15 protein-coding genes are annotated in these 15,789 nt (G+C 49.6%); 14 read left to right on the top strand and 1 reads right to left on the bottom strand.

The annotated features are described in order from the left end of the window. Positions 1 to 11 precede the first annotated feature (11 nt). From ACLBWT_RS18175 to ACLBWT_RS18155, 5 genes are all read left to right on the top strand, one after another. A complete protein-coding gene (locus tag ACLBWT_RS18175) occupies positions 12 to 1,742 on the top strand; it encodes an LPD1 domain-containing protein (protein ID WP_447664540.1) in 1,731 nt (576 codons plus the stop codon). Continuing rightward, complete coding sequence (locus ACLBWT_RS18170; RefSeq protein WP_447664539.1) at positions 1,727 to 1,948, top strand: Spo0E family sporulation regulatory protein-aspartic acid phosphatase; 222 nt, start codon at positions 1,727 to 1,729, stop codon at positions 1,946 to 1,948. The genes ACLBWT_RS18175 and ACLBWT_RS18170 overlap by 16 nt, the downstream gene beginning before the upstream one ends. A gap of 302 nt (positions 1,949 to 2,250) precedes the next feature. Then, positions 2,251 to 2,760, top strand: a complete 510-nt coding sequence (locus ACLBWT_RS18165; protein ID WP_447664538.1) for a hypothetical protein — start codon at positions 2,251 to 2,253, stop codon at positions 2,758 to 2,760. Continuing rightward, positions 2,738 to 3,349 carry a hypothetical protein gene (locus ACLBWT_RS18160; RefSeq protein WP_447664537.1) on the top strand — a complete coding sequence of 204 codons (612 nt, stop codon included), beginning with the start codon at positions 2,738 to 2,740 and terminating at the stop codon, positions 3,347 to 3,349. The genes ACLBWT_RS18165 and ACLBWT_RS18160 overlap by 23 nt, the downstream gene beginning before the upstream one ends. A gap of 617 nt (positions 3,350 to 3,966) precedes the next feature. After that, the gene (locus tag ACLBWT_RS18155) at positions 3,967 to 4,401 is read left to right on the top strand and encodes a hypothetical protein (protein ID WP_447664536.1); all 435 of its coding nucleotides are present in this window, start codon (positions 3,967 to 3,969) and stop codon (positions 4,399 to 4,401) included. A gap of 229 nt (positions 4,402 to 4,630) precedes the next feature. Here the strand turns inward: ACLBWT_RS18155 and ACLBWT_RS18150 are convergent, their stop codons facing one another. Further along, positions 4,631 to 5,632 carry a DnaA N-terminal domain-containing protein gene (locus ACLBWT_RS18150; RefSeq protein WP_447664535.1) on the bottom strand — a complete coding sequence of 334 codons (1,002 nt, stop codon included), beginning with the start codon at positions 5,630 to 5,632 and terminating at the stop codon, positions 4,631 to 4,633. Positions 5,633 to 6,510: 878 nt separating this feature from the next. On the opposite strand from ACLBWT_RS18150, the gene ACLBWT_RS18145 reads away from it, so the two are divergent. The 9 genes from ACLBWT_RS18145 (at position 6,511) to ACLBWT_RS18105 (ending at position 15,706) form a co-directional block, all read left to right on the top strand. After that, complete coding sequence (locus ACLBWT_RS18145) at positions 6,511 to 7,584, top strand: hypothetical protein (RefSeq protein WP_447664534.1); 1,074 nt, start codon at positions 6,511 to 6,513, stop codon at positions 7,582 to 7,584. A 17-nt stretch (positions 7,585 to 7,601) separates the two neighbouring features. Beyond that, positions 7,602 to 8,855, top strand: a complete 1,254-nt coding sequence (locus ACLBWT_RS18140) for a toprim domain-containing protein (RefSeq protein ID WP_447664533.1) — start codon at positions 7,602 to 7,604, stop codon at positions 8,853 to 8,855. Positions 8,856 to 8,921: 66 nt separating this feature from the next. Next, positions 8,922 to 9,428, top strand: coding sequence for a single-stranded DNA-binding protein (locus tag ACLBWT_RS18135; RefSeq protein ID WP_447664532.1), 507 nt, complete (start codon positions 8,922 to 8,924; stop codon positions 9,426 to 9,428). A gap of 185 nt (positions 9,429 to 9,613) precedes the next feature. Then, on the top strand, positions 9,614 to 10,423 hold the full coding sequence (locus tag ACLBWT_RS18130) for a hypothetical protein (protein WP_447664531.1): 810 nt from the start codon (positions 9,614 to 9,616) through the stop codon (positions 10,421 to 10,423). Between the two features lie 87 nt (positions 10,424 to 10,510). Beyond that, entirely contained in the window at positions 10,511 to 11,062 is a 552-nt protein-coding gene (locus tag ACLBWT_RS18125) for a hypothetical protein (protein ID WP_447664530.1), read from the top strand. Between the two features lie 638 nt (positions 11,063 to 11,700). Then, a complete protein-coding gene (locus ACLBWT_RS18120) occupies positions 11,701 to 12,861 on the top strand; it encodes a DNA polymerase III subunit beta (RefSeq protein WP_447664529.1) in 1,161 nt (386 codons plus the stop codon). Positions 12,862 to 13,112: 251 nt separating this feature from the next. Next, positions 13,113 to 13,475, top strand: a complete 363-nt coding sequence (locus ACLBWT_RS18115) for a DUF6094 domain-containing protein (protein WP_447664528.1) — start codon at positions 13,113 to 13,115, stop codon at positions 13,473 to 13,475. A gap of 779 nt (positions 13,476 to 14,254) precedes the next feature. Continuing rightward, on the top strand, positions 14,255 to 15,040 hold the full coding sequence (locus tag ACLBWT_RS18110) for a DUF6094 domain-containing protein (RefSeq protein WP_447664527.1): 786 nt from the start codon (positions 14,255 to 14,257) through the stop codon (positions 15,038 to 15,040). Between the two features lie 30 nt (positions 15,041 to 15,070). Beyond that, complete coding sequence (locus tag ACLBWT_RS18105) at positions 15,071 to 15,706, top strand: hypothetical protein (protein WP_447664526.1); 636 nt, start codon at positions 15,071 to 15,073, stop codon at positions 15,704 to 15,706. Positions 15,707 to 15,789: the final 83 nt, after the last annotated feature.

The following is a 15,789-nucleotide window of genomic DNA, read 5'->3' as shown; positions in this document are numbered from 1 at the left end:
GTAATTAGCAGATGGCCCATGCACTAATCGATTTTTCCCTTTTTGATTATTTCGCCGATACTTGGCCAGGTGTTTCCGAAGTGGTTTCCGTGATGAACGAGAAATCGGAGGCAGACACAGCCGGTGCGGGGCGTAAGAATTATGCCTATGACGTCGGAAGCGAACTATGGGGAGCGCGAAAGCATTTGGCCGCGCTGACCAAGTTCACTCCGGAATGGTACGAAGCACTCGAGCAGGATCCGACACAGGCGTATGAAGCCATCAGCAAGGATTCCCTCATGGATGACTTCCGACCGGACGCGCTGCGGGAACAGGGCTTCGCTTCTGAAGCCGCTTTTGCCATTAAGCTCTTTTGGGACCGCGTAAGCAAGCGGCCGGCAGATGACGCCAAGCAGCGCGAGTATTACATCAAAGGCATCGCCGAGTTGAAGCTCGTCTTCGCAGAAGCGTACACCGAAGACCTTTTCATGCAGGCATTTAAAATTCTCAAAGAGGGCGTAAGGAACGCTTATTCGTCACAATTTGAGAGGAAGTTGAAGGAAAATCCTTCACTCGTTGATCATGCTTTCTGGTTCTCTCTTGGCGAGCGGTTCACGTCGATCTTCTCGAGCTTCGGAAAGCGCAAAGATCCGGGCTACCACAAAATCTTTGCGAAAGCTTTCATCTCCGAAGAGGGTAAGGATTGGAATTGGACCGAAGGCAAAGCGCGAGGCGCCATCAAGAAAGTCAATGCTCTCCGGTGGGAGCGCCGGGTGCCGGAGGAAGTCGTTCGACTCTCTCAGGAACCGTCAGGCGTTGAGAAACCGGAAGACCTGATCGAGCACTACGGGTACCGCGGTATTCAATTTGGAAATTGGGTTGAGGACGCGGCTGGCCGTTATCATGTTCTCTGCAGCGGCAATGCACACGCTGACTTGGCGATGATCCTGAATCTGCCCCGTGCGGCTATCAGTTTTTACGGAGCGCTCGGGCTGGCTTTCGGCGCCCGAGGTACCGGACGAGCTTCCGCTCACTACGAACCGATGCCCAGGAATGTCATCAATTTGACCAAGATGAATGGCGGCGGTGCATTGTGTCATGAATGGGCACATGCGCTCGACTTCAATCTCAATTCTTTCTCACATGATTTCGCAAATGGTAAACCTGCGGCGCTCTCCGGCAGCACGCCGGGCACTAGCTTGCCATATGAAGTCGGAGCAGCGTTTAAGCGGCTTATGGCAAGTATCAAGAAGGGTAACGGCTTCTTGCGGGTTGAAGTTCCCGAAGAATTGCCTTCTGTCAGCCGTAATTGGGTCAGGAGCGTTGTCGGTCATCTCGAACGTTATGACTATGACGTATCCAAGGGGTTGGCGTCCCTCAAGGGCGTCTATCGCATTAAGCCCAAACAGTTGCAGGAAATCGGTTTCTTCTACTGCCATCTTGCGAAAGAAGCGGGCAAGAATGTACCAACAGAATTTTTTGTACCGACAGATTTCAGCTCATTTTTCCTCGACGCGAAGGCGCGTGGCGACTATTGGAAAAGGGACCACGAGCTCTTTGCCCGGGCGTTTGAAGCCTGGATCGAAGATGAGCTTTCTGACCGCGGGATGACCAACACATACCTTGTCTGTGGTACCCGCTTTGGCGGCCCTTATCCGCAAGGAGATGAGAGGGTTACCATCAACAATGCTTTTCGCGAGTGGTGGTCGGTCCTGCTCAATTCCGGCACTCTCCAGAACGAGGAGAGATGGAAAAGAGGCTAGATTCTGCAGATAAATGCAGTGGAGGTTGTTGCGTGAAAAGGAATGCTCAAATCGAACAAGCGATTGAACGCATACGGTGGGAAATGCACCAAGCGAGCGATCGGTATGGATTGTCTTCGATTTTGGTCTTAGAGAAATCACGTGAGCTCGACGCGCTGCTCAATCAATATCATCAGAGCTGCGGTTGGTTACACAAGCAAAAATGACTGGAAGCGGCTTGCCACGGCAGCCGCTTCTTTTTTATTTTTTCACGAGCTTCGGCCCGCCCATTTTGGCGCTGCTTTTCATCATCACAGCTGCGAGCTTCAATGCCTGTTCTTTCGTGATATCCTTCGAGGCCATCATTGAGTCCTCCTGTATTCATTGATTACTAGCCATTCTCGTCCGGACTGCCGCCAATTATACCTCACTGACGGCCTGTTCTATTCCCTCAATAGCTTCATATACTTGTCCTAAATGGAATTGTGGAATTATGACCGCTAGGGATGATCCGGAGGGGGAGACGGTAATGAATGGAAGCCTAAACGCCATATTTCGTCCTGCTGACGATTCAGCGAGGCCGCAGGCTGCGGAAACACCAGTTGAGGAGACAAAGGCTCCTGTGCCCGTCCAGAGGGCTCAGAAGCCCAAGGAGCGCGTAAGGCGGGAGCGGGCAGATAAGAAAAAGGATATCAAGTTTCCCGTGACGCCAGTACAGCGAGAGGAACTGCGCAGGATTGCGAAGGAATTGCGTATCGAGCACAGACAGCCGGGCCGGAAATATGAAACCATATCTAATACAGACGTACTGAAGAAAGCTTTGGAGCATCAACGGATTTTTCCTGAACGGTACCCGCCGCTGCTGTACGAAGACACCGGCCAGTATATGCACGCCGATCCGCTGCTGCCGGATTACGAACAGATCGAGGAATTGGCATTGAAGTGGAACATGTCTCTGCGCAAGACAGCGTACCGGCTCATAATGAATTTCATCTATCGGGGCGAGGTGGATTCCGTTGCGTATCGAGCGGGCAGGTAACAGCGTATCCGATAAACTCCGCAGGCTGACAGGAAAGGAAATGGCCTGGATCGATTTGTTTTCACGATCCAAGCGACTGGTGACGCTGAAAATTCGTGCCGAAGAGATCGACTTCGCGAGAGCAGACGTCTTTATTGGCGATATAAATAAAAAAACCAGAGGAGCTTTTGCGGAGCTAAACGTGGAGCACCTGGTTCACATCCTGTACGACGACTTTCTGCAGCAGGTGCGCGAATTCTTGAATGTAGAGAAGCTGAATAAAGATACGGTTACGTTAGACGATATCGTGGACAGCCTGATCCAGCGGAGGAAGTTGTATTTCCCTCGGCAGAAACGGAGCGAGGTCGGCCATCACTCGGTTGTAAGGAAACGGTGGGCCATACTGGAGGTTCAGCTCCTTCGGGAGAATGCACAAAGGGGAGAGGTCTTCCTGTACGATGCGAGTACCATCTATTCTGATTTCGAAATGACCCTGGAGGAATTGATGTCGATTCTCTTTGTTGACTTCATTGCGCAGCTGCGTCGAGGCAATCAGCAGATTCTCGTCAATACGCTCCTAGATAAGTTTTATTCCCATGATTTTGATTAGGGGAGTAGTTTACCCCTTTTTATAGTGATGTTCTTTAAATCTTAAAGATTGTTTTTATTAGTTACTTCGTGCTTATTGAATTGTACTTATTCGGTATCAATTTTTGACAGTGGGTATATAAAAATTTGATAGAGGGGGGATAAAAAACTGACAGGCGTAAACCGCCTATAAAAAAATGACACCCCCTATATCAATTTTTTATAGGCTGTATTTCTGTGGATAACTCGGGTGTCAATTTTTGATATAGGGGTAGAATGAGCGCCTTTCAGATATTTATAGGAAGGGTGTCAATTTTTGACCTAGGGGGATCATATTTTTATAGGCCGCTACTCAATAATTGACAGGCGGGAGGTGTGAGTTGTAATTCAGTTTGAGACAGGCGTTCGATATCGCGTGATGGCGGGTATTTGTAGATTGACACAAATGCACCTCAATGAATTAGCGAGAAGATAAGCTTCTACGTATGATTGAGGGGATTATTGTGTCATTGGACAGTATTGCCCGCCGGGTCGAAAAGGTTCGTCAAGTCAAATAATTACCCTCCCCACCCTAGTGAAATTTTGTAAAATGAATTAAATTTAAAATATCAGTATTATCAATAATCTTGGGGTGATTACATGCGCACAACTTTAAAAGAAGCTGAGGAACTTGTACGTCAAAATAAACTACGCGATGATGAGAGACTCTTAAAAGTAGGCATATCTCAAAGTGACATTGACGAGTACAACAATTATTTAATGGACCTTGAAAAAGAAGAAATCTTTTTGGAAAAGGAGCAGGAGCTGTTTGAAATGCTCATTGAAATGGGCGTAGAACCAACTTCTATAGCCTTTATACAACTAGATTTTTGGCTAAGGTTCATTGCAGTCAGGGATGGTATTGATGTAGTAGTTAGTGCCATAAGCGACTTTACAAACACCCCGATTGGTGCAGGAACTAAGGAAGCTTTAGTTGGAATAATAAATTTCATCCCTAATGATTATGTTCGCGTAGGGGTTAGTACAGCTTTTAGTACGGTTTGGAGTTTTCTCGAAAGAAAGTCAAAAAAATAAATAGCATTTTATTTATAAAATCGCAGGCTTGTCGATTACCTTTCGGCGAGCCTTTTCACTATGCCAACGAAAATGGCGTGCAAATTGATTGTCAATTTGCACGCCATTTTGTATGTCAATTTTAATTGTGCACCTCTGAAGTAAACCCGTTAATCTTTCGACAACCTGCTCTTTTTCGTGATTTTGCCCCTGCGCCTTTACTTAATGACATTGAGCCGGTAGTGGCTCCCTATAGTGTTGCGATGATGGTTTCTTCAATTTTGATTTCAACGATTTGATGATCAACGATTCGCAAGGTTTCCATTATCAGTGACTTATAACGAGAGTCCAGCCAGTCCTTCACGAAACTATTCGGAGCGTAGATTGTCAGGATACCGGAACGCTTAATGGCGAAAGTTTCCTTGAACCACGTTTCAAACGTATTCTTAGCGAGTTTGCTGCTCACATGCTCCAAAAAGCTCGTCCAGCGCCCTACATCTTCCTCAGTCTGCTCGTCCTGCAGAATTTTCCGCTTGATCCCCGTTTGTTTCTCCGCTTCGAACAACGACATTTGTTTCGGCTTTCGATGTACACGTCCTTGTTCCTCGACGCCGGTACGAAATTCGTTGTAATCGATAGCGGGGTCAAGGTCAATTTGGTTTTCGGAGGTCGCCATTAGTTTTTGGAGATATGCCTCATGATCTTTCTGGAGCACTCTCGGCAGCTGCTCGATTAGTTCCTGTGAGAGCAGGGGGACCTTCTTCCTTACCTTAAAGAGCGGGCTTTCGTTATTATTATCCTTATCCGCATTCTGGACATTGAACTTGATGATAAAGCTGTACGATTCCAGAAGATCAATATATTTCTTCACCGTGTTGCGGGTCATTCGCATTTTTGCTGCGATAAGGTCGAGGTTAGGCCAACAGTAATCCTTGTCACCATAGCAGTAACGCTTCAGGTGCCCATAAAGGGCGAGTCCCTCTGCCTGGAGGAAGTAACCCCAGTAATCGAAGATGTAGTTATGGATGATGGTCAGGTCGCCGTCGCGATACGGCAAGTTCTGGCTGAACTTGTCCAGCGAAAGCTTCCGGATCACATCCTCCTCGAAATATAGCCTCTCCAGCTCCTCTTCGAAATACGTTTGCTGCTTTCCTCGGACTACCCGAGATTTTGGTGTTCGGCTGCCGGCCAACCGTTCACGGTAGTAGAGCAGTTTGGCCGATCCATCCTTCAAATTTTTGTTCGCGGACATAAAAAATCTCCCTTAGTAGCCCTACCCAAAAGGCAAAACTCAAGAGAGAGAAGATGCTTTATTTTTCAAAAACGATATGCTACAATGAGCATATATTGAGTGAGAAATAAAGCTTCTACTCCTGAATCATTCATCGTCTCAACGCTTGGCGGCCGGAGGACAATGAATGTTGACCTGGTAGGGGCTTTTTTCATTTTTATTTTTTTGGTTATGTATGCTGTCAGTCCGCAGATCCGAGGGTCTGGAGAACGGAAAAATAAAAAACACACAAGGACATGTGTGCAGGTAAGAAAGGTCTGAGTTTACCCTTATAGAAAGGGTGTGTGACTCGACCCGACAGCACGCACATAAAATTATACATCAATTCTTTTCTTAGGGTAAAGAAGAAAATTGGCGAATTCTGCAGGAGCTGTTCCAACTTAGTTCCGGTATACCTTGCGAGGCGGATAAGTCGTATGGTAAAATAAGACCAATTACATAGCGTTAGCACGCAAAACAAACCCCACTGCAGAATAACTCCTGCAGTGGGGTTTGTTTTTCCTATCGGATCCTCCCCCTGAATCGACTTTACCAATATCTCCCCTAGTGCTATAATCCAAGGTAATACGAGCAAAATAAAATTTTCTTCTGCTGTCTCTTTTTCAGCGAAGATGGAGAACGCCACACGGCAATAAGTATTTTTGATGGAAGCTTTCAAGGACTAGCGCAACCCGTATGTCCTTTTTTTGCTGCCATTTTATAGGAAAGACGCATTCGAACCTCGGATGCGTCTTTTTTTGTTGGCAATTTGAAGGAGGAGGAGTGATTGATCATGGATCCATGATCATCTATTGCAAGACGCTGGTGGTAATTCAATCAAATTTATGGAGGTTGCGAGAATGAGCGGCAAAAATTACGATCGTGGTGGATTTCCTTGCTTGGCGGGTGAGGAAGGCCAGCAATTGGTCAACACGGCTTTGGAAAAACGGAAGCATGCGCACGACACCATTCTGAAGGTGTATGAAGTTGTGCCTCCGGAGTTCCACAAGCACATTCGTCTGCTTTCGCAAAAGGAAAAGCTTTTCGACAAACAGTTCCAGCTCACGCCGGAACAGAAGGCAAAAGGATTTCATTCCTTCCACGGCAAACTTTTCATCGAGACGTTCAAGCCGTATTTTGATGTCGAAGGTAGGATCGAACAGATGATTGCCGTCCACAAAGAGCACGGTGCAACGTACACACTCGACACGTACCCGGAGCAGATTAAGGATTATTGGGTCATGACTTGTGTGTTCGAGGGTTTGAACAAACTCGGGCAGTCATTCAAGACGAAGGAACGCGCTATCATTGGTTTTGGCGGTTCCGGCGTTGACGCAACCAATCCGATCGAGAATGCTTCGACAAGTGCCGTCGGACGTGCATTGTCTCATGGTGGTTACGGTAACATCGGTTCGGGTCTTTCTTCGTTTGAGGACATTTACATCGCGATTGGCCGGCAAAATGCGCTCGAAAAGCTGAAGAACGAGGGCAAGGAATCCGTAGGTTCCAGTGAATCGAATCCGATTGGTCAAACAGGCGGCCAAGGTACACAAGGAAGCAGCGGGCAGGAATCGCAGGGACGCGGGCAAACTTCGCAAGGAAGCGGACAAACACCCCCTGCCGGAAACCGATCCCAAAATTCTCAGCAATCTCAGTCGCAGTCGAACCGCTCGAGTGACGGAAGAAACTCGCACAGTGGTCAGCGCCATGGCAATTTACAGGAGGAACCGGATCTCCGCAAAGAAAAGAACGTATTGGTCGGCCGTTTGATGGATGCAACCAAAGGATGGGCGGCTGCGGACCTGAAAGCAAAGGTTCAGGGCTTGCTCAATATCACTTGGAACGGTCGGTTTAATACTCTCGATGTAGCGCAGCTGCATTACGTTGAGGAAAACTTGAAAGCGGCGGATCGGAATAACTCACAAGCATCGTAATGACAGGAGGTTGGGGCATGAAGCTTCGTAGAACAAAGCGCGCAGGATGGTATGAGGTCATGACAGCCTGCCCCATTTGCGGACATAAAGGATGGTGTTGTATTAACCACGAGCAAACCATCGTCCACTGTATGAGGGTACCGACCGATGATTATTTTGATTCGGTCATCGGCAGGCAGTTCATTCATTATCTTGACCCCAATGCGATCCCGAAGACGAAAGTGGAGATTGAAGTGAACAAGGCTGTCGATAAGAAGCCGGATCACCATCTCAACCGCGTCTATCGTGCCTTGATGAGCGAGCTCCCGCTTTCCTCTAACCATTTCACACATCTGCTGCGTGACCGTCAATTCGATGAAAACGTGATCCGGTTACGCGAGTATCGGACCATGCCGACCCAGGAGAGGTATAAGATTGCCAAGAGCGTCATCAACCGCTTGAGCGATCAAAGTGACCTGTTGGGCGTCCCCGGTTTTTTCTGTGCCGAGGGACGCTATGGTCCTTACTGGACGATGGCGGGCCAAACGGGACTTATGGTTCCGTTCCGTTCGATCACGAATGAAATTACGGGCTGGCAGATTCGGGTGGATGATCCCCCTCTTGAATTGGCGATGAAAGGTGCAATTAAGGGAGAAATATTGGAGGAGCTTGACCGAGACGCAAATGGAAAGAGGCGGGCAAGGTGCCAGCTTCAAATCCAGGACAGGACGCTGACCGTTGACCTCACGGAAAAAGATAAAAAGGTTTGTAACTCCAAATCCGGTCAATTTGTTTTCAGCATCGAGCTAAAGCAGGGGCAGCGGTATTGGTGGTGGAGTAGTGGATCGAAGGATAACGGTGCTTCCATTGGCGGCCCGCTTCCGGTCCATCTCGCTTTGCCGCATCCGTGCTTGAAGTATTGGCAAGTCGGCCAGACAGCGGACACGATCATGGATTTTTCCGAGGTTTGGGTAACCGAAGGGCCGATCAAAGCCGACAAAGCCGCAGACGGATTGGTAAAACCGGTTTTCGGGATTCCCGGCGCCGGCGCCTTTTCGCTTTTGCTTGAACCACTGAAGCAGCTGGGATGCACGCACATTGTCTTTGCTTACGACGCCGATGTCGTGAACACACCGGAAGTCGAAATGGCGCTCGAGCAATGTGTAAAATTCTTTGCCAAGGAGACGGATATGGCGATCAGCCTTGCGATGTGGGATATCTCCCAAGGTAAGGGAATCGATGACCTTTTGGATCGAAATTTAATTCCGCAGGTATCAGCCCTGCTGGAGTAGGTAGAATTTGTCCTTTGCACGACGTTGGAGGGTAATAAAAAAAGAATTAAAGGGTGGTAATTGACTATGAATCGCTCGATTTTAATCGGCAGACTCACGAAGGATCCTGAAATGCGGTATACGCCAGCAGGAGTTGCGGTGACGCAATTTACGTTGGCGGTTGACCGTCCGTTCATCAGTAGTGGTGAGGGCCGCGAACGCGAAGCCGATTTCATTCCGATCGTTACGTGGCGGCAGCTTGCCGAAACCTGCGCAAACTACCTCAAGAAGGGCCGCTTGACGGCTGTTGAGGGTCGTATCCAGGTTCGTCATTACGAGAACAACGAAGGCAAGCGGGTCTATGTGACCGAGGTAATTGCCGACAATGTTCGTTTTCTCGATAACGACGGCACGAGCGGAAACGGTGGAGGCGGTAACCGTGGCGGAAGCAACGGCGGCAACGGCGGAGCTCGCGGTGCTGGTCGTAGCGGAAGCGGCGGTAACAATCGCGGCGGTGGTCAAGGCGGCCATGATCCGTTTGCGGATCATGGCCGTCCGATAGACATTCACCCAGACGATCTTCCTTTTCCATGACGATTAAGTAGAGGAAGGGAAAACCTGCAGCGCGGGTTTTCCTTTTCTTTCATTCCCGTCCACGGGGGTAGGAAGCACGCCTCCTCGGGGTGAAAGGGGAAGTATAAGTCTAGCGATCAGTAACCCGGCATAGGGGTTTAAGCAACAGCCCCCTATGCGAAAGGGGCTGATAAGGAGACATTCACATGAAGGTTGGGCTTTATTTTTGCTCGTGTGGCAAAAGCTACGTGTCGGATTTACCGTATCAACAAGCTCGATGCCTGACTTGTGGCAGCAACTTGGAGATTGAATTGCAGCCGACGCGCAAGCAATTGACGTTGCTCGACGACCGGCAACTCGAGCACCTGTGGAAACTGTTCAGTAAGGTCCAGTTCGATAAGAACGACGAGGGCATTACGGAGCGTTTCTTGATTTTTCTTCCAACCTCTAACAGGTTCGTGGTGTGGTTGTGGTTTGCCGAGCGCTACTCCGGTCCGTTTGCAGACCTTCCGGGCAAGCTCACGTGGCAAGAAAAAGGCCGCGATCGGGAATATGAATGCGAATGCGGACAGCACATTGCGGCTGGAGAATCGTGCTACATCAATCCGAGGTACAGGAAGGTTCTCTGCGATGCTTGCGGTAAGCGGGATATGATGGATTTGTGGCTATTCGAGGGATACCGGAATCCGTGGATTCGCTGCGCCGATGACCCGCTATTTACGCGGAACAGCTTTCATGTGGTGGAGTCGGTCGATGAACTGATGGAAAAATTCCGTCAGGGTAACTGGTGCCTGGGAACAGCGTTCGTCTACAAAAACCTCGCCTTTATCAATCAGATCGACGGCGGCGATGAGTGGATGACACTGAAGGACTGGTGTTCATTTGAATCGATCACCTTCCGCGCTGTTCTTCGGCACGGCGCGCACTACACGAGACAATATATCGAGGAGCTGCTCCATTACGAAATCGACAACCGTAATTCGCCGGATTACACGATCGTGGAAGCCTTGATTTAGGAGCATCGTTTCTATTCTTTCCTTCTTCCGAAGGGGCTAAACATTTTGCGCCCCTTTCGTAAGGAGGGGCGATGGGAGCGGATAAGTATGTACGGGTACAAAACAGTTTGTTCTGATTGCGGAAAGCCGGAAGTGTACGGTTCGGAAGAAACTGGCTCCGTTGAGAGCGAGTGCATCTGCGAGAGCAGGCGGGTTACCTGCGACTGCTGCAACCATGTCTTCCTTCAAAGAGACATGTCGATGAACAATATGTTCCTCGCAGTCTGTAAGCGCTGCAACGAATATGAGCCTCACCTGATGGACAATATGGCCGTTGCCAGGTTTGAGAAGTCATCTCGGCCGGCAGCCATGCTTTGCGTGGAGCCGATCGAGGATAAACTTCAGCTGACGATGCGCGTAAGCCATCTGGGTGTCGGAATCATCTTCCCGGGCATGTCCAAACTCGAGCTTATTTCTCGCTGGGTGTTCGGATCCGCAGACCCGTTCAAAGAGACGCCCGAATCCGATCTTCTCTTTGACGCTGCCATCCTTCGCATGATGGATGACTACATGAGCAAAGACGAGGTTGCTTCAATTCGGCGCGAGCTGATGGAGGAGGCCAAGGTACAATCGCCGCAAGGCGTTCCTGCCGCATGTTGATCTTCCTAGGGCGGCTTGGCTCGAGAGGATCAAAAGCAGCGACGTCGAGCAATTCCAACAGCAGCACGCTGACATTTGGGTGAAAATCGAAGAAGCTTAATCGAATAGGCAATTCCGCTCCGGTCACGGGAGCATAAGCAACAGGCTCCCGTGACAAGTGGGGCCTGGAAGGAGATATTCGAATGAAATATGTTAACCAGCTTTCCGAATGCGTTCAAACTAAAATGGTGTCCAACCTTGAAGCTAGAAGCTTTACACAGGAGGATATCCAAAATATGCTGGACAGCAAATTGTCGGATCTATCCGATACTTTCACAATAGAAGAACTTGCACTATTCGGAATCTAAGTAGTTATCTTTTGCACCTAAGAGAGATAGCCGGTGCTTTTGCATCGGCTCTTTTTGTTTAAATAGGAAGCTATTGAAGATGGTTGGCAAATCATGCTAAAATACAGGCAATACTAGTATCACAAAATTTTCACCGCGGTCTCTTTTTCTGCAGGTGAAGGAGCGTCCTCAGGGACAATAAAAACCGGCATGCTATTCGGCCATGGGAAATTGATGAAACATACGAACGCGTATGTTTTTTTCTGCTTCCCATGGCCTTTTTTGCGTGCTCAAAAACAGGAGGAATTTTGAATGGCAGCAACTACGGAGAAGCAAATGGGTACGATCGCGACGGGCACAGCTGCTTTTAGTGTGGAACAGGATGAATTGTTGAACGCTCTGGTGCTTTGCGCCAAGGTTGTTCCGAGATCGAGTTCGATCCCGTTGCTGCAATGTATCAAGTTCGACCTGAAAAAAGACACGCTGTTCGTCACCGCGATGGATGCTCCAGCGCAAGCGGTCCTTCAAATGCTTAAAGTCAGCAATGAAAAAGGCGTCGATGGAAGCTATTGCATGAACGCGAGGGAAGTCATCGAGCTTGTAAAGCGGATGCCTCATGGCAATCTGTCTTTCACACAGCAAGATTCCACGGTCACTGTCAATTATGGTGAACGCGGACGAGCTAACCTGCAGGTTCTCAGCTCCGAGCAATACCCGGAGTTGCCGAAGCCCGCAAACGCCTACTTCCTCTCGTGCCCGATCGAGATGCTTCGTAAAGGAGCACACGCGTCCAAGTTCTCCGGATCGGACGAGAAAACGCCATCGATCTCTTCGGTTTATCTCTACAATGCAAGCGGAAAGCTGGGGTTCATGGCAACCGACCGGCACCGGATCTACCGGTACACTTCCGAAATTGTTATTGAGGATACCGAACGTTTCCAAAACGCGATGATCATGGCCGTCCAGTTCAAGGGGATTATTGATTCGCTCAAGTCGTCGAAGGTTGATCTTGCCATCACAGATAGCTACTTGGTGCTGCGGGACAAAAACATCATCTACTTCGGCCGGCTTGTCGACGGTAATTATCCGAACATCCTTCATATCTTCGAAAGAAGCCAGGAAGGGACGGCGATCCAGGTATCGCGTGCTGCGCTGGATGACACGCTGAATCGTATGCTTTCGCTGGATGGCGTGGAAAACAACCGCGTCACCCTGGAAGTGAACGAAGAGAGCGAGTTTACCATCCATTCGCAGTCCCAAACGGGTGAGATTTGCGAGAGTTTTCCGGGATCCAAGGTTGATGATGGTTTTCCAACCGTCAGATTCAATGCGCGATATCTGCGGGATGCACTTCTGGTTGGCGATCGGGAGGTTAAAAACATCTCTTTGCGTACAGCAGGGATCGGTCAACCCGGTTACATCGAGTATGATGGTGATGCTTCTGTCATCGTTGTGGTGAATCAGGTCAGGTAATAAGGATTTCCAGGAGACCGGTGCTAGTTGCCCGGTCTCTGACCTTGATTATGGGGGATGGATCTGTTTTCTTCGGCCTCTCCTCTTTAGGCGAAGAGTGGGTCCCTTCGGGGAAATTAGTAGATTGTTTGGAGGGCTGAAACGGATCATACCATTGGTATGTCGTATTTTCGTTTGAGTCCATAGGTTGGAAATCAGAGCTGACGCTTACGCGTTCGGCTCTTTTTTTATTCCCAAGGAGGTCATTTGAAATGGCAGCAGAGCAAATGAAAGGTATGTTCGACCGGATTCTCCGGAACAAAGTGAGGATGGGGAATTTTGAGACAACGGATAGAGATATGCTCTCGATCCGCAGTCTCCTGCAGTTCCCTGCATCGCCGTTTTCCGTCGCGGATTTCTGCGCGGGCAGCGGTAGGGCCCTTCGAGTTTTGATGGAGGATTCGGCGGCGGTCGGCTTCGGAATCGAGCCCAATGAAGAAAAGTATTTGGAGCTCCGTTCTCGGATTCCTAATGCTCTGTTCGGCGGGTATGAGGAATGCAGGATAAGCCGGGATACGTTCCGCATGATGTACCTGAATCCGCCATATGGTGCGCCTCGTTTCGGCAAACTGTGAGCCCTAGTCAGGCACACAGCGAAAACCGACACTGCTTGAAGGTATAAGCAGAAGAACTAATTCGTCAAACATCGGAAGCTGAAATGCTTCTGCCGTCTGAACTCATGTCGCTAAAGCGGTTGACCCCGCCAGACAAGACGAGGGCTAAGAACTACCCCCGTGCAGGAGAATGCCATCACATTCAAATGTGCGAGAGCAGGGGTTGAAGTCGTGAATACGGATCGTGCGCTTCCGCAAGGAAGAAGATCCCGATAGCGCGGGCCACCTGCAGTCCATGGTGAGAGTAATCGAAGGCATGCAAGCATCGTCAGGGTTGAATGGGAAAGCAACTAGCCCATTACAAATGAGAACGAGGAACGGATTTCGTATGGGTCCCGCTCCTCCGCATTTCTGAAATGAAATGCAGAAGTCCACGGAACAACTTGAGTTCAAACCGTGGCTGGGTTCTCCGGTGTATAGTGTCCACCTAAAGACTGCAACAAAAGGTTAAGACGAATTCGGTACGTGGGAAGGTCAATCAGCGGAGAATGACGGTTCTATGATGCTGATTGACTGGCAGAGGCGCCGTAGTAGTCGGAGGTTGGGAAAGCCAACCACAGGGCGAAGGGCGCCAATCGGTCAGGTCTTGTTGGAGGAAATAGACAGGTTGATAGGGTGAACTCATCAAACTCCGGAGTCTTTTGAAACCTCAACAAGAGAGAGCTAAGTCGTAAGACGAACCTCTCATGAGTGTCCCACTGTAAAGTGAATTGACACCTACCTGGTCGACCGAAAGCCGTGTGACGGGAAACTGTCACGCACGGTTTGGAGCGGGGGAAAAGGGGGAGATCATATCAAACCCTTACCTATCGCTATATTCGGACAGCGAGACCGCCGACGCCAAAGTGGAGCGAAAAGAAAAGCGATTTTTGCGGCATCTCCTGCAGTATGTGTCCATAGACGGGATTCTCGTCTACAACATTCCGCGGGGCCGGATGACCAGTGACATTGTGAAAATGCTGGTGGCCAACCTCGATGACATTCGGGTTTATCAGTCACACGATGATACCTATCATCAGGTGTACGCGATCGGCCGCAAGCGCAAGGAGAAGTTCCTTAACCGGAACGACGTACAACGGATCCTCGACTTGATGGTAGAAGGCAGCGAATTGGAGCGGCTTCCTTTACTGGACGAACCGCTTTACAAGGTGTTGCCGGGAAACATCACGCCGAAGTATTTCCGTTCCAGTCGGATGGATGTGGATCAAGTCCGCGAAGTTTCGCTTCATTCCGGCTTAACCCGCAAGGGAATCGAATGGACGACTCCGAGGAAACCTGCCGCCAAGCTGCAGCCGCTTTTGCCCGACAAGGAAATGCACCGCGTCCTTCGGATGGCGAGCGGAAGGCTGAACGGTAAGGTTGGGACGGGCTCCCTGCTTCATGTGCTGAAAGGTATCGTGAAGAAGGAAACAGGCAAGGTAGTGCAGGAAATGCCGAACGAGACGGTCATCACCGAGACGGAGGTTTTCAAGATCACCTTCAAGATGGTGGACCGGTTCGGTAACATGCGCACGATCCGAAGCTAAAAAACGAGTTTCCGAGGAGGCAATAAGCAGATGAAGCATATGGAGTTCAAACATAAGGACATTTACGTCAAGGTTCACACCCCGCTGATCGTTACCCGCTTCGATGAGGAAGCCAAGCAGCATGATTTGGTCTACGCGAACATCATTGACATTGATTCGCGGGTTCAAGCCGTTTTTGCCCAATTTCATCACGCGAAAAAGGCGAATGATGTGTACTTTATGCTGCGCCATGCGCCGCGGATCGGCGAGACGGGGTATGACAAATCCTCTTGGTCTGTTCGGCCGAAGGGAAAGTACAAGCACCAGTCCCAACGGGAGAACGAAACCTTTGTATCCGGTCTTGTCGCCAGCGAACGTGTGCTGGCAAGGCAGGAGGAAGGCTTTGCGATCTTCGCCTGGGACGGCAACATCCATGAGAAGCTCTTTTGGGCAATAGACAACGCGTACGAGACGCCGTTGCTTGAAGAGTGGACGCCGTATCTCTTTGACCAACTCGTGAGGGACAGATGGCTTTTGCCGCTCGTCGTTCACGACTTCACCGGGGATTATCCCGACCTGGTTGCCTACGATTTGCTCGTGGGCGAGGACGTGCTGGATGGGTACATTTCGTTCGGGCTTTCAAACGGAAGAATCCATTTGACCGAGGACGTAAAGGAGGCCATTTAATTTGACTACGGAGACATTGGAATTGATCAACAACGAATCGGTTATCGGGGAAGGGGATATCGCCCTCTTAACGGACGGGGCGG

This window comes from Paenibacillus sp. D51F (assembly GCF_053345695.1).
This window is presented reverse-complemented; position numbering and strand designations above follow the sequence as displayed.

Excerpts from the sequence above, each read along its gene's own strand:
- ACLBWT_RS18175 (WP_447664540.1), top strand. The coding sequence starts at position 12 with ATGGCCCATGCACTAATCGATTTTTCCCTTTTTGATTATTTCGCCGAT.
- ACLBWT_RS18170 (WP_447664539.1), top strand. The coding sequence starts at position 1,727 with ATGGAAAAGAGGCTAGATTCTGCAGATAAATGCAGTGGAGGTTGTTGC.
- ACLBWT_RS18165 (WP_447664538.1), top strand. The coding sequence starts at position 2,251 with ATGAATGGAAGCCTAAACGCCATATTTCGTCCTGCTGACGATTCAGCG.
- ACLBWT_RS18155 (WP_447664536.1), top strand. The coding sequence starts at position 3,967 with ATGCGCACAACTTTAAAAGAAGCTGAGGAACTTGTACGTCAAAATAAA.
- ACLBWT_RS18150 (WP_447664535.1), bottom strand. The coding sequence starts at position 5,632 with ATGTCCGCGAACAAAAATTTGAAGGATGGATCGGCCAAACTGCTCTAC.
- ACLBWT_RS18145 (WP_447664534.1), top strand. The coding sequence starts at position 6,511 with ATGAGCGGCAAAAATTACGATCGTGGTGGATTTCCTTGCTTGGCGGGT.
- ACLBWT_RS18140 (WP_447664533.1), top strand. The coding sequence starts at position 7,602 with ATGAAGCTTCGTAGAACAAAGCGCGCAGGATGGTATGAGGTCATGACA.
- ACLBWT_RS18135 (WP_447664532.1), top strand. The coding sequence starts at position 8,922 with ATGAATCGCTCGATTTTAATCGGCAGACTCACGAAGGATCCTGAAATG.
- ACLBWT_RS18130 (WP_447664531.1), top strand. The coding sequence starts at position 9,614 with ATGAAGGTTGGGCTTTATTTTTGCTCGTGTGGCAAAAGCTACGTGTCG.
- ACLBWT_RS18125 (WP_447664530.1), top strand. The coding sequence starts at position 10,511 with ATGTACGGGTACAAAACAGTTTGTTCTGATTGCGGAAAGCCGGAAGTG.
- ACLBWT_RS18120 (WP_447664529.1), top strand. The coding sequence starts at position 11,701 with ATGGCAGCAACTACGGAGAAGCAAATGGGTACGATCGCGACGGGCACA.
- ACLBWT_RS18115 (WP_447664528.1), top strand. The coding sequence starts at position 13,113 with ATGGCAGCAGAGCAAATGAAAGGTATGTTCGACCGGATTCTCCGGAAC.
- ACLBWT_RS18105 (WP_447664526.1), top strand. The coding sequence starts at position 15,071 with ATGAAGCATATGGAGTTCAAACATAAGGACATTTACGTCAAGGTTCAC.